General features: G+C 56.9%; 7 protein-coding genes. 1 reads left to right on the top strand and 6 read right to left on the bottom strand.

Going from position 1 to position 14,262, the window contains the following annotated elements:
• Window positions 1–63: 63 nt before the first annotated feature.
• Window positions 64–4,785, bottom strand: a complete 4,722-nt coding sequence (locus tag I8J30_RS19500; protein WP_210660923.1) for a X2-like carbohydrate binding domain-containing protein — start codon at window positions 4,783–4,785, stop codon at window positions 64–66.
• A 908-nt stretch (window positions 4,786–5,693) separates the two neighbouring features.
• On the opposite strand from I8J30_RS19500, the gene I8J30_RS33770 reads away from it, so the two are divergent.
• Complete coding sequence (locus I8J30_RS33770) at window positions 5,694–5,825, top strand: hypothetical protein (RefSeq protein ID WP_276316159.1); 132 nt, start codon at window positions 5,694–5,696, stop codon at window positions 5,823–5,825.
• 987 nt (window positions 5,826–6,812) lie between these two features.
• On the opposite strand, the gene I8J30_RS19505 is transcribed toward I8J30_RS33770, so the two are convergent.
• From I8J30_RS19505 to I8J30_RS19525, 5 genes are read right to left on the bottom strand one after another with little or no spacing between them, the layout of a single operon-like run.
• Window positions 6,813–8,558 carry a glycosyltransferase family 2 protein gene (locus tag I8J30_RS19505; RefSeq protein ID WP_210660925.1) on the bottom strand — a complete coding sequence of 582 codons (1,746 nt, stop codon included), beginning with the start codon at window positions 8,556–8,558 and terminating at the stop codon, window positions 6,813–6,815.
• Window positions 8,555–10,315, bottom strand: a complete 1,761-nt coding sequence (locus tag I8J30_RS19510) for a glycosyltransferase (RefSeq protein ID WP_210660928.1) — start codon at window positions 10,313–10,315, stop codon at window positions 8,555–8,557. Before I8J30_RS19510 ends, I8J30_RS19505 begins: the two co-directional genes overlap by 4 nt.
• Window positions 10,299–12,428 (bottom strand): glycosyltransferase family 2 protein, encoded by a 2,130-nt coding sequence (locus tag I8J30_RS19515; protein ID WP_210660930.1) that lies wholly within the window; start codon window positions 12,426–12,428, stop codon window positions 10,299–10,301. The genes I8J30_RS19510 and I8J30_RS19515 overlap by 17 nt, the downstream gene beginning before the upstream one ends.
• A gap of 24 nt (window positions 12,429–12,452) precedes the next feature.
• Window positions 12,453–13,571 (bottom strand): DUF6385 domain-containing protein, encoded by a 1,119-nt coding sequence (locus tag I8J30_RS19520; protein WP_210660932.1) that lies wholly within the window; start codon window positions 13,569–13,571, stop codon window positions 12,453–12,455.
• Window positions 13,572–13,629: 58 nt separating this feature from the next.
• Complete coding sequence (locus I8J30_RS19525) at window positions 13,630–14,085, bottom strand: DUF6385 domain-containing protein (RefSeq protein WP_210660934.1); 456 nt, start codon at window positions 14,083–14,085, stop codon at window positions 13,630–13,632.
• Window positions 14,086–14,262 lie beyond the last annotated feature (177 nt).

Here is a 14,262-nt window from a genome sequence, read left to right on the forward strand (position 1 = left end):
CAGCCCGGATGGATGTCCAGGGCTGCCTCCTTTCATTTGATGCCTACTATGCCAAGCAGTGAGTTATTCCGCAGCCTGCTCGCCGCCGCTTGTTCTTGGCTGGTATTGATGGCTGATCGAGGCTTCCTCGATATCGCCGGCTGCCCAATGATTATCCGGAACGTCCTTCCATGGGGAATGCGCGATTCCGTAAAGCGGGCCTCTGCCAAGTACGCGGTTCATGACCGTTACCGCTTCGGCGCGCGTGAGCGTGCTGCCCGGATGGAACGTGCCGTCAGCATAGCCTTTTAGATAGCCTGCGCTTTGAGCGGTCTTGATGGCCGCTTCAGCCCAGTGGCCGTCCGTATCCGAATAACCCGCTCCCCCAGCCTGATCCTTCGGAGCGAAGCTCGCCGTGATCGCAGCCATCTCGGCACGGGTTACCGGCTGCTCCGGCTTAAAGCTGCCATCCGCATAACCATGCATCAATCCCAAACGCGTCACTTTCGCTATCGCGTCGGCTGCCCAATATCCGGACTTAACGTCCGTGTACGTAAGGCTGCTCCCTGCATCGGATTGTGTCGCGGCGCGGGACAGAATTGTCGCCATCTCCGCGCGGGTGATGCTGCCGTTCGGCTTGAACAAACCGCCGTCGTAGCCCTTCACGTAAGGCGCGTGCGCGAAGACTGGAGCATCGCCTGCGATCTTCATGAGCGCGAACGTACTGAACTTATTCGTCGTAAATTGAATGCTGCGTACGCCGTTAACCGTCGTCAGCTTACCTGGCTTAAACTCAGTAGTGCCATCGCTGTGTTCAATGTAGACGCCAAGACGCTCCAGCTGTTCTTCGCTGATCGTTGCATCCTCAATTGGAAGGACAAGCGTTACCTCGCGATTTTGCAAATTCGTCTCGATTTCAACCGGGTGTCCAAGCAGCGTCACTTGACTGCCGCCGGCTGCCGCGATCACGATCATCGCGCTATTTGCGCGTTTCTCAAGCTCCTTCCCCTTATCCGCCGCTTTCACGGGAACGAGGTTAAAGTAAGCATCGTCTTTGAAGTCCTTCAGCGACGCATTCGGAATTTGAACCGTTACGCCGTTCGTCTCCAGCTTCACGTCGAGTCCGCTCTCCGCGAGCTGACCGAGCGTTTCTATTGGCAATGTGATGCTCGTCAGGGAAACCTCGTCCTTCGATGCCGGAACCGAGATGATGACCGATTTGTCGCCTGCTGCTTTGGATTTGTCGATTAACGCTTTCGCGTTGTCGCCGGATAATTTCACTTCGTCCTTGACTGTACCGTCAGGCAGTGTCGAATGCACGACGTTGATTGCGCCCGGATCTGTGTATCCGCCGCCGTTCCCGATAGGAACCGGACCAGTGGGACCGGAATTCGCGGATACGTTGAATTTGAGCGCATCGACAAGCATGAGCGCGCCGGATTTCTTGACGACTTTAAGCGTGTGCTTGGCGTCTGTTAGCGACGAGATGCTGAACAAGCTGGTCATCGAGTTCCGGGTTGCCGTATTCGCGCTCACCGCCCCCTTCAGTTCGCCGTCAATAAAGATAGCCATGTTGCCTTGCTCCGGCCCTGTCGGGGACAACAGCTCCACCCCCGTGCCCTTGAACTGATATTGGAAGTAATCTTCGTTGTCAGCCGTCACGTGCACATCGTTGGCATTGTCTCCGTTGAATGCGAACGTCAGCTTCGTCGTACCGACCGGCTGAGCGGCCAAGTATGCCTTCTTAATGGTGACTTCATTTCCCGTAATGCTATAATCCGTGCCGTTAATGAGCGTGTACGCGCCGTTTGAGATTTCCTTGAGGCTGCCGATGCTGCCAAGAACGTTCACACTCACGTCGGCTTGCGCGGAGGCGTTCTTGTCGAAATCGGCTGCGGAAACATCGAGCAAATCGGTTAAACGCACCTTCAATGCATCGAGCAGCATGAATTGGCCGGATTTCTTGACCGCTTTCAGCGTATGGATGCCCGGCGTCAAATTCGAGACGGAATAAACAACCTGCTGCGGCTTGTTGCTAGCATTGGCTTCATACGTGCTGACCGTTTTGTCGAACGCGCCGTCGATGTATATATCCACATCGCCTTGGCCTTTATCGACTTCGGTAATGTATGAAATGCCCGTGCCGTTGAACGTATAAGTGAAGAAGCCGCCGTTCGTTTCGAGATAGTGCACGTCTTTGTTGTAATCGTCAAAAGGGCGACCGGTGCTGCGGTTCCAAGAGCCCGTAAATTTAATATCCGGGTTGTCATCGTTGATCATCGCATAGCGTCCAGGCGAAGATGAATTGATGACGTTGATGGCCAGCGTCTGCGGACTGCTCGCGCTGAATTCGAAGGTCAGGTTCGTCACGCCGACCGACCGCTGCTTCAAATACGACTTGTTAATGGTCACAAGACCGCTTGCGATCGTGTAATCGGTACCTTCCGTCAGCGCTGCCGCTCCGTTCTTGATCGCGGTCAGACTGTTGCCGCCGCCAAGCGTCAGCGTCGTCGTGACGTCGGCTTGGGCCGATGTTTTCAAATCAAAGGTCGCCGATAATGGGCTAAGCGATGTACCTGTAACCGCGATCGATATCGACTGCGAATCGCCGCCGGCAAAGCCGAAATTCAGCACGGCCGATTGGCCGGAAGGCTGCTGCATGAGATAGCTTTGCTTGATCGTCACGTCGCTGCCGTTAACCGAATAATCGGTATTGGCCGCAAGCGGTGCCGCTCCGTTCTTGATGCCCGTCAGCGAGCTTGCTCCATACGGCAGATGGACCGTAATATCAGCAGGAACGTCCTTGCTGAAGCTGGATGCGGACGGCTGGTCAAGGAGTGAATCCGTCGTGACCTTCAGCGCATCGAGGATAAAGTAATATTGGCCGCTGTTGTTGCGCACGACGCGAATCGTATGTGCGCCTGGTGCCAGATCGGTCTTACTGAAGACGGCGTATTGGCCTGCCTGCGGCGTGCCTTGGGTATCCACCGTTACGACCGCTTCGTTGTCGACATATACGTCCAGTTTGCCGTTGCTGCCGCCCTTCTCGGACCACAGCTCGATGCCGGTGCCGTTGAAGGTATAATTGAATTCCGGCTCCGTTCCGTTATCGGGCTCGCCGTAATGGACGTCGTTCATGTAATCGGACAGCCCGTTCCTGCCGCTGCTGTAGCCCCACTTGTTGGAATAGGATATCGCTGCATCATTGTCGTTGATAATGACCGAATGCGATACCGCCGCGAGGCCAAGGTCCGAGCCGGATGGCTGTGTGTCGTTGCCGTTATCCTTACTTTGCGTTACGTTCGGTATCGGAGAGGCGGACGAATCCGTCACCGCGATGGACAGATCTTGCGCATCGCCTGCCAGCTCTTTGCCGCCATTGCGGGTCCATGTCCCCGTATAACGCATGCCCGTGTCGTCATTGTTTACGAGCGACGTTCCGGCTTGCGCGGTTACCTTAAACAAACGCGAAGCATGCGGTTCGAGCGCAACCGGACCGAAGCCCGTCTCGAAATGGCCCAATTCCTTATGCGCCCACAGATCACGGACGGATGCAGCGCCGGTGAGGCCGATATCCTTCCAGTTCACTTTTACCGCAGCTGCCTTATTGCCAAGATTGTACAATGCGACCGTGTACGTGCCGTCGCCGTTATTGGCATACCATACCTGCTGATTGGTAGACATGGACACCGGATGCGCCGGACGTCCCGCCTGATTGACGGCGATTACCTCGTCGTTTGTCAGCAGCTCTAGCCCATAATCATCCAGATTGCTGAGATCGTCACCGGTATAGAGCTGTGCCGACGATGAAGCCCACAGCGTCATCGCCGTCTGCCGTTCATCCTTCGTCAGCCCCGATGTCATCCCGTTGCCGATATTGAGGGAGTCGAAGTCGTTCCAGCCGCCAGGACCTGCATCCCGCCACCACAGCGCGGCATCCGGGAACAAGCGGGCAATATTGGCCCACTGCGTCATGCCGACTTCTCGGTCGTAGGATTCCACATCCCAGTCTACGCGCCAGCCGTTTGCGTATTTCTTCCAGAAATCCACGTAGTTATGATCGAGCGCCCATGAAAGCTCGAACCAAATCTGGCGTTTGCTAAGCGCCTCGGACCACGCTTTGACATCATCCCGCGAGTCAATCGACGTGTCGTTATGACCGGAGCCCGGCGTAACGCTGTCGAACTTCACGAAGTCCACGCCCCACGCAACCAGCTGGTCCGCGACGGAATCGACGTATTTCTGCGCGCACGGATTGCTGAAATCAATTTTGTAGCCAATGTTCCAGTAATCCGCCGTCGTGTGAGGCGTTACGGCGATATCGTTTACGAAGCAATCCGTCGTGCCGTATACCGGAATCGGCGTCGGCGAATTAATGGCCGCCGGAGAGATGCCCGGAATCATGTAAATCCCGAGTTTCTGTCCGTTGGCATGAACGTACTTGACGAGATTTTCGAATCCGCCCGGATAGAGCGTCGTGCTCGGAACGGGACGTCCGTATTCGTCCATGCTGCCGTTCCAGCCGGCATCAATATTTATATAGTTATAACCGTGCGCCTGCAGCTTCTCGTGCATCGCATCGGACATTTGCTTGATTTTCGCCTCGGAAATCCAATTTCCCGACGGACCGTCATATACCTGCATGCTGTAGCTGCTCCAGCCCATGTACGGCTTCAACGCTAATCCGTTGTCGGCCGCTTCCGCCACGTTGGCGTGCGGAGGCACATAGCCGATCTGCGCGACGGCGATAATGGCTAAGAGAAGGCTCAGCCAGATTTTTCTTCGGCGCTGCGAATTGCTTTTCATTCCATTCAGTCCCCTTTGTCATTAGAAAATAGGCTCTTGCTGTACCGACGGCATTCATCCGCGGTTATGTACGGCGAGCGGACGCTGCCCATTCCCCCTTTCTTCCGATATGACACTCTGCATGAACGACGACAACCGTACAGCCGATCTGAAAGCGCTTTTATCCCTCGATAAAAAAATCGCCGCCAGGCTTCCAGCAGCGGATAACGATCGGCTCAAATATGTATGACAGCGCTTTCCACACGACCGATTATATAAGAACCGCTCACGGCGGAGATAGGTACACTTCCGTCAAAAACCGTACGAATTGTCCGATTCCAGGGGTACAAATCATCCCCCGCAGGGCCTCATTTGCTGTTTTTACGGTGATTGTCCAACTCCGATCCTTATTCCCGCCCCTCCCCGCCAACCGATGGTTCACGAGATGGACGAGGAGCTATCACGCGGATGCTATTGAGTTATGGAGCTATCGGCTATCGAGCATCGAGCTATCGAGCATCGAGCTATCGAGCGACTGTTATCCAGTGAGTATCAAGCGCCCCCAAGCAACCGCCGAAATCCCCCAAAAAATTCTAACGAATCGTAGGAGCCTTATTTGCTCCAAAAAGCTCGATTTGAAATTCTAACGAATCCTACAGGTCTTATTTGCTCCAAAACCCATGCATTTCTGCCTAATTTATCTAAATAAGACCTCTGTGATTCGTTAGAATTTTGAAGGTGCCCATTTCCCCGAAATAAGACCTCTACGATTCGTTAGAGTGACGAAGGGCTGGGGAGAAACTGAAGTAACCGGGAAAACTTGGCGGCAGGCTACTGCAAAGTGACTGGCCGGAGACTATTGAGGGGCACGAAGGGCTGGAGAGTGTTGATTGCGAGAATATGGAGGGGCGGCGAGGGGGGTCTGTATTGTGAGTGGTCGAACGACTGCGACTGCTGTGGTGCAATCGAACGACTGCTGTGGTGCAATCGAACAACTGCTATGGTGCAATCAAGCGACCGCCGTGCGACTGTTTCGGGGCCATCAAGTGACTGCAGAGTGACTATCGAGGACCATCGAGTGACCACTGAGCGATTTTGAGGGCTATTGAGGGGCTATCGAGTGACCACTGAGCGACTTTTGAGGGCTATAGAGGGACTATCGAGTGAATGCTGAGTGACTATTGAGGACCATCGAGTGACCACTGAGCGATTTTGAGGGCTATGGAGGGACTATTGAGTGACCACTGAGAGACTTTTGAGGGCTATTGAGGGACTATCGAGTGAATGCTGAGTGACTATTGAGGACCATCGAGTGACCACTGAGCGATTTTGAGGGCTATTGAGGGGCTATCGAGTGACCACTGAGCGACTTTTGAGGGCTATAGAGGGACTATCGAGTGAATGCTGAGTGACTATTGAGGGCTATTGGGGGCTACTGAGTAACTGTCGAGTGAATTCTGAGCGGCTATTGAGGGCTATTGATCGTCTATCGAGTGGTTATCGAGCGACTGCCGAGCAACCGCCGAAATTTCGCCCCCCAAATTCTAACGAATCGTAGGAGCCTTATTTGCTCCAAAAAGCTCGATTTGAAATTCTAACGAATCCTACAGGTCTTATTTACTCCAAAACCCGTGCATTTCTGCCTAATTTGTCTAAATAAGACCTCTGTGATTCTTTAGAATTTTGAAGTTGCCCATTTCCACAAAATAAGACCTCTACGATTCGTTAGAGTGGCGAAGGGCTGGATAAATGTTTATCACGAAATTGCGGAGGCAGCGGCGAGTGGCGGATGAAGATTGAATGATTAGGAGACTAGTGAGCGACAGTCGAGGAGCTAGAGAGTGACTGCTGTACGACTAGCGAACGGCCGGTGAGCGAACTAGCAAGCAACTGTTGTGCGACGAGCGAAAACTAACGAGTGACTGTTGTGCGGCTAGCAAGCGACCGACGAGCGAAAACTAACGAGCGACTGTTGTGCGGCTAGCAAGCGACCGACGAGCGAACTAGCCAGCGACCTCTGTGCGACTAGCGAATGGCCGGCGAGAGACTTAGTTCTCAAGCACAGTAGTCCCGAGCAGCAGCTCCAGCAGCTCCTCGCTGCGGAGCTCGGGCAGCAGGTCCGCGCCGCAATATGCCCTTGCCTGCGCGGCAAACACTGCGGCGAGCCCCGCCGCAGCGGCGCGCTGCTGCCATGGGCGCGCGCCCACGGCTGCGGCAGCAAAATCATTCGCCGCTGACCGCCCACCGCCGCCCACTGCCGCGGTCCAACCGGCCGCCAAGCTGCGCTGCGCCTCGGCCACCGGCGACCGCGACATCGCAATGGCCGGGCCGCCCCATGCCTCAAGCGAAGCAAGCGCTTCCCCTTGCTGAACAAGCCAAACGCTTCTGAGCAGCGGCCTCACAGCAGCAGCCACAGCAGAAGTAGCAGTACCCCGCCTCAATTCCGAACCCGAGAGCATACCTCTCAAGAGTGGCCAAATAGACGCCATCTCCTCTTCGCGCAACCCAAGATCACTAAGTATCGCTTCCATCTCACTTAGAAGGTGCCGATCCCCTGCCGCAGACGCCCCGCCGCCTTCTAAAGCGGCAGCGGTACTAAGCCATTCCCCCGCCTGCCGCCAATATAACCGAATCGGGGCATGCAGCAGTCCCAGCAGCAGCAGCCGCTGCCAAGCCGGCCGGTAATCCGGCTTATGTGCAAGAGCCGAAACATACGCCTGCGCCGCCTCATCGAACCGATAAAGCCGCTCCAGCGCAGCGCCTCCTATATAGCGCGAGCGATAGGTGCCCGCTCCCTCGGCAGTCGAATAATGTGGCGGCACCTTACCAATGGACGCCGCAGCAACCGCACACCCCAGTGCCGCTTCCGCGTCGTCGAGATCAAGCAGCACCTCACCTCTCGCAGTATGCATATCCGCAAAATCCGGATAACGCAATATGCCAACCTTGGCGTAACGCGCGGCATCATGCAATCGCCCCGCGGCTCTGCAGCCGTGAACGATTTTGAGCAGCAGATCGGAGCCGTAGCCTTGATCCTGCACGATGGCCGCCTCCACAAGGGGCTCAAGCCATGTCAGTGCCTCGCTGTATCTGCCCGCCGTAAACAATTCCGTTCCCGCCGCATAGCGAAGAAGCGGATCGTTCGGTTCACCCGCCAAAGCCAGTGAGAGCAGCCGCCCATTCCGCGCATACTTCCCACGCTCTGCAATAATCTCATCCCGATAGCCCTCGTGCCAGATCTCAATACCGGCTGCATGCCCAATGCTCTCCTCGCCCCCGAGCTCGATCAAGCTCGATGCCGCTTCTTCATGGATAATGCCGCGGAAACGCACTCGTTCATCATTGCGAAAAAGCCTGCATACCGCATCCGTCACAACACTCATGGAGCCAGCCACCGAGCTGCTTCCGACCCAGCTATGAAGCTTGACATAGTAACCCCACTTGGACGGGTCGGCAAGCAGCGCTGCCCACCTCTCCACGGAGGCTGCCGCTAGCCGCTCATCGGCGTCGAGCACCAGAATCCACGGCTGCCCAGCCGCGGCAAGCGAAATATTACGAGCAGCGGCAAAATCATCCGTCCACGCCGTCCGAAGCATTCGAGCACCGCAAGCTTCCCCGATTGCGATCGTATCATCCGTGGAGCCGGTATCCACAACGATCATTTCCGCGACATACGGCGCCGCGGAGCGCAGGCAGTCCGCCAGAAACCGGCTCTCGTTCCGCACAATCATACATAAGGAAACGGGCAGCACCATCCTGCTCCTCTCATCAAACCCATCCCGCTGCACAATCATCGCGAATAATCACTTCCTGCCGGCAGCAGCAGTCGAATGCTTTCCACCGCTTGTTTTAGCGAAGAAGCATCATGCCGTTGCAGCCGGCTCAAATGATAATCCGCCAGCCCGCACAGCGCCTGCACGGAAGCCCGAATCGCCTTCTCGGAGCCCGAGCCGTCGAAGGCCGCAGGCGGCTTCGCATCTAAATGCTGTCCGATCGCTGACCTCACCTTCTCAATGGCCCCCTCGGCTTGTGCGGACGAGTTCTCCCGCATGGCCTCGCTGCTTCGCAGCAGCAGCGGCAGCCAGCGAACAGCTCCGGCCGACGGATACGGCCGGTCTCCTCCGGCCTCATCCAGCCATGACGCAGCAGCCATAAGCTCCTCCGCCGCAAGCGTCAAGCCCGCCGGAGCCGCCGTCCCTTCCGGGCCAAGCCCTTCCTCCATCCGCACGCATGCTTCCGCTAATGCCTTCCAAGGCTTCAGTGCGGCACGTTCCTCGTCTGTCGCCACCGCAAGCCGTTGATCCAGCCATAGCTGCAAGGCACGGTAACAGCCGTTATTCAGCATGACACCGGCCAGCTTCACCGCAGCTTGCGGCGAATCCACAATAAACCGGTCTCTTGCAAAAGCAGCCAGCTGCTCCGGTCTGCTCGAAATGCGCATCATATGGCATAATCGCTGAAGCGGCAACAGCAAGCTTCCTCGATACCGAACCGCTTCCGCATACCAGTGGGCCGCCGTCTCATAATCAAGCTCCGCTTCATGCATGGAGCCCAGCCAATAAGCGGATTGATAGGAGCCCATCCCATCCTCCGTATGATAGATCGCCGGCGCACGCCCAATATGAATAGCCGCCGCGAACGCTTCCGCTGCCTTGCGCGATTTGCCCAGCACGGCAAGACTGACGCCTTTGGCATGCCACAAATCCGGGTAATCCGGATACCAAACCAGACTGTCCTCCAGCAGCGCCAACGCTTCCTCCCATTTTCGCAGAGCCTGCAGGCCGTGAACCTCATGCTTTACGAGCAGATGAGCGTAACTGACTGACGCATATTCAATGCCATCTCTTGCCCGGCGAAAAGCGCCAACCGCTTCCTCCACTTCACCGCCGCGAAAGTATTCCACGCCAAGGTTATACCAATTAAAGCGGTTATCCGGATCCTCTTTGATCGCTTGCTCCAGCAGGGTTCGGTTGCGCTGCAGCTTGTTTTTGGACGCGACGACCTCTCGTTTGTACCCATAATGATGAATGATCACATCGCTGAGATGAAACCTCGCCAGCGGCGTATGCCGCGTAATCGGACCGGCAATTTGCTCATGGATGCGCCCCTCGAAGCGATAGCGGGCGTCGTTGCGAAACATGCGAAGCACGGGGTTAATGGTCGCTCCCTCACTCCGGCCGTCGCTCATGTAATTCCAGATGTTTAGAAAATAAGCCGTAATCTCCGACTCCCGAGCCAGCAGTCGAAGCTGCTTCCCCGTGGCCTCGTCCAGCTCCTCATCCGCATCAAGGAACAACACCCACTCGCCTTTGGCGCGGGCTAACCCCTTATTGCGCGCAGCCGCGAAATCCCCCGTCCACTCGCTTCGCACTACATTCGCGCCATACTTCCGCGCAATGGCAATCGTAGTATCCGTCGATCCCGTATCCACGACGATTATTTGATCCACGATGCCTTGCACGCTCTGCAGGCAGCGCGGCAAATCGCGAGCTTCGTCTTTGACGATCATGCACAGCGAAATCAGAGGCTTTGATTTATCCGATTTGGACATGGGCCCGCCTCCTTTGCGCGGCACTGAACCGCGTCCGCCAGCCTGCTGCCTGCACACGGGTCAACGCCGTGCCGATCTGCTCCAAATCCGTATGCGGCCAGCCGCCGCCAAACTGCTGCGATTGCGCGGAAGCAGCCGTCGCCCACGGCAGCAGCGCTTCCCTTGCCAGCGACAACGAACAAGCGGCTGCGCCAAACCGCGCCCGCTCCGGCGGCGCACCATGCTGCAGCGCCTGCTCGAATAAGGACAATGCCTCGCCGTAAAGCTGCTTCCCATAGAGAATCTCGCCCAGGCAAAATAACTCCGTCGCACGCAGCTGCCTGCTCTCCATTGCAGATAACAGCAGACCTGCTGCCGCATGCGTATAGCCGTTCAGGTATAACTGTTCCGCATACCCTTCGCGCAGCTCCGTGCCGGATTCTTTGAGCTTGCCCGCCAATGGCAGCATGCCCAGCCGAAGCGCGCGCTCCAGCAGCAGACTCGCAATGTCGGCCCGTATCGCCAATCCGCTGACCGTTCCCGCCAGGAACCCATCCATAGCAAGCAGTGCCGCTTCCAACTGCTGCATACCGGAATCCGCGCTGCCATGCAGCCAGCTGCGCAGTTCTTCATCGAGCGCCTCGCCTTCGCACCAGCAGCAAAGTGCCGTATCCATGCAAAGCTCCGGCCAGTACGGCTCCCTCGATGACAGCAACGACTGCCGTTGCTCCACAGCCTCGGTAACAAGAGACACGCGGCCCCCATGCTCCGGCTTACCTTCATCCGCGGCGCGAACCCCCAGCGCTCCCAGCAGCACCGCCCGCGCCTCGCCCGCGTGCCCGGCGCCGACCAGACACGCCGCGTACGCGCGCGCGTCCGCCGGCGCAAGCGGCTGCGCCGCACGCCATAGCGGCAGTGCGGCGGCATACGCGCCTATGCCGCCAAGCACCCGGGCCTGCAGCGCCACATCCCCCGGCGCCGCAAGCCCCACGCTCGAAGCCAGCGCTGCGCGGATGGCTTCATCGCGCTCGCCCGCGGCCTGCTGCTGCTCCGCCCAGCCGGCCAGGGCAGGGCCATACCGCGGCGCCTCGCGGGCCGCCGCCGCGTACAAGCGCTGCGCGCGATCCCCCCGGCCGAGCGCCGCCTCGGCCGCGGCCAAACCGCAGCGGGCGCGATACGTCCCCGCGCCTGCTTCCACCACATACCGGGCGGCGGCAGACCCCGCCGCCCCCGCTTCCAGCGCCGTCTCATAGGCGCTGCGCGCTTCCATGACGCGCCGCTGGCGCATCAGGCTGTCGCCGTAGAGCAGGTGCATGTCGGGGTAGTCCGCATAGCGGTCTACCTCGCGATGCAGCAGCGCGGCGGCTCCGCCGAAGTCATCCAGCGCAAGCAGCGCCTTCGCCCAGTCCCGGATCAGCACGGGGCGATACGGCGCTTCCGCGCGCGCAAACAAATAAGCCAAAGAGAACGCCGTACAGGCATCCTTTGGCTTATGCAATTGGCAGAGCGTAACGCCTTTGTTATAGAGATGAAACGGGTCGTCCGGCTCCATCAGCAGCGCCTTCTCAATAAGGCGTAAATTCCGCTCGGCCTTCCCTTTGCGAGCAATAACCTCGGGCATGTACCCGTCGTGCTCCAAAGTCAGCTTGCACAGTTGTCCATCGACGGCAATGGGACCGGAGCCGGGATGGACAAGCTGCTCATGAATAACGCCTTGATAGCGAATGCCGCGATCCACTCGGAACAACCGCACGGCTTCATGGCTGACCGTCTCGCCGGTCTCGCCGCCGTACCGGTTCTCAATCGTCACACGGAAGGCGTCCGTATGCGCGCTGCGCAGCAGCTCCCGGAGGTCTGTCCGCTGCACAATCGCCCCAAGATACTCGTCGGCGTCCAGGACAAGCACCCATATCGTACGAGCCGCATCCAGCCCGGCATTCCGAGCCGCAGCAAAATCATCCTCCCACGTCTGCTGAATAACCCTTGCCCCGTACGCTTCCGCAATAGCGGCCGTACGATCCACAGAGCCGGTGTCCGTAACGATGATTTCGTCCGCAAGCCCCTGCACGCTTTGAAGACAGCGTCCAAGAACGTCCTCTTCGTTGCAAGCGAGGACATGAATGCCGAGCAGCATGCGATCACACTCCCGTTCGTTGCATTAAGTGCCTTGGCCGTTAAAGAATACATCGATCGTCGTTGGATTTCCGGCAGATGCTGATTTGTAAGCGAGCCGCGTATATTTGAGAAACCGCTGCGGCACAAGAACATCTACGCTGCCTACGGAAATCCCCGTCGACGTATCGACATCCGCGTACCAGTTGGAACCGTCGGCGCTGATTTCCACGCGAGCATCGGCTTTATTAGGTCCACGGTTGTAGACGAAGAACGAATACGTGCCAAGCACGCTGGTGGTCACGGCATTCAATGCCGTATAGGCGGTTGACGTTGTAAGCAGTGCGTTGGACTGCTCCATGAAGCTCTTCTGCGAAATCGAAGTTACGCTGCTCAATGTACCCGCTGTAATCGTAGCTCCCATTACGCTTGTAATTGTACCGTTTAACAAATTCGTCAAGGTTCCGGCGGTGATCGTTGCTCCCATCACGCTGGTGATGGTACCGTTTAACAGGTTCGTTAACGTTCCTGCCGTAATCGTCGCGCCAAGCACGCTGGTGATTGTGCCGTCTAACAGGTTGTTAATCGTTCCGGCGGTGATCGTCGCTCCCATTACGCTCGTAATGGTACCGTTCAACAGGTTCGTCAGCGTTCCGGCCGTAATCGTTGCGCCAAGCACGCTCGTGATCGTACCGTTTAACAGGTTCGTCAATGTTGTCAGCGTTCCCGCTGTAATTGTTGCGCCCATCACGCTGGTGATGGTACCGTCTAACAGGTTGTTAATCGTTCCGGCGGTGATCGTCGCTCCCATCACGCTAGTAATGGTACCGTTCAACAGGTTCGTCAGCGTTCCCGCCGTAATCGTTGCGCCAAGCACGCTGGTAATCGTACCGTTCAACAGATTCGTCAGTGTTCCGGCTGTAATGGTCGCTCCCATCACACTCGTGATCGTACCGTTTAACAGGTTATCAATGGTACCCACCGAAACCGTTCCGCCCGAGATGGTGACCCCGGAGATGCTGCTGATGGTACCGTCCAAAATAATATTCAGTATATGACCAGCCGAATCGGTTGCTACCGCTCTCGCCGTTTCGGTGTCATCATGACCAAATATCAACGTCCGGAGGTTGTCCGGATTCGGGTTAAAGCTTGAAAAGTTCGGCATCGCTGTTCACTCTTTCTTTTCCCAAAATAGCCTGCAGCGCTTTCTGCAGTCCTCGCCTTCACCTTGCCTTCTGTGATTGAAAATAGATGCAAAGCTTAGTCGGTTTACCCGGCTGCTCCGACTTGACCGCAAGCCGCGCATACCGAAGAAATCTGGATGGCACGATGACGCCCATCCCTTTTATCTGCACAACTCCTTCCGTTTCGACTACATAATCCCTCCCATTAGGACCAATCTCAAGCTGAACCGATGCAGGCTCGCAGCCATCATTGACAATGGCATACGAATAGACCGCTTTATTGGATGTGTCCTGTGAAGGCAATGGCACAAAGTCGTCCGTCGTTTCGACATTCATAAATGTGCGCTCCGAAAAAACCCCCTTCTTGGAGGGCCGGCACTTCTTGCTGCCTGTCGCTTGTCGGTCGCTTTGGTTATATACACCGTCCCGCTTGGAGCATGGAAGAAGTAGAGGCTTGCTTCCCTTGGTACGGCGCCGCGAGTGCTTGCTGCTCATGACATCTTCCCCTTAGCAATAACGCTTCTGTACTCTATGTACTTCCGGCAAGGAATGAAACGGCGACTGTCCTTGAAGCCGTGGGCATCGGCCTTTTCTATCGAAATCCATACTAAACTAGGGCAAGCTGCGCGCCCGCTCCATATAATGCTAGAAAGTATAGCTGTGCGAGTCTAT

The sequence above is a fragment of the Paenibacillus lignilyticus genome (assembly GCF_017942085.1).
In the GTDB taxonomy this organism is placed as follows: Bacteria; Bacillota; Bacilli; order Paenibacillales; family Paenibacillaceae; genus Paenibacillus_Z; species Paenibacillus_Z lignilyticus.

Coding starts and splice junctions, on each gene's coding strand:
- I8J30_RS19500 (WP_210660923.1), bottom strand. CDS start 4,785: ATGAAAAGCAATTCGCAGCGCCGAAGAAAAATCTGGCTGAGCCTTCTC.
- I8J30_RS19505 (WP_210660925.1), bottom strand. CDS start 8,558: ATGATTGTGCAGCGGGATGGGTTTGATGAGAGGAGCAGGATGGTGCTG.
- I8J30_RS19510 (WP_210660928.1), bottom strand. CDS start 10,315: ATGTCCAAATCGGATAAATCAAAGCCTCTGATTTCGCTGTGCATGATC.
- I8J30_RS19515 (WP_210660930.1), bottom strand. CDS start 12,428: ATGCTGCTCGGCATTCATGTCCTCGCTTGCAACGAAGAGGACGTTCTT.
- I8J30_RS19520 (WP_210660932.1), bottom strand. CDS start 13,571: ATGCCGAACTTTTCAAGCTTTAACCCGAATCCGGACAACCTCCGGACG.
- I8J30_RS19525 (WP_210660934.1), bottom strand. CDS start 14,085: ATGAGCAGCAAGCACTCGCGGCGCCGTACCAAGGGAAGCAAGCCTCTA.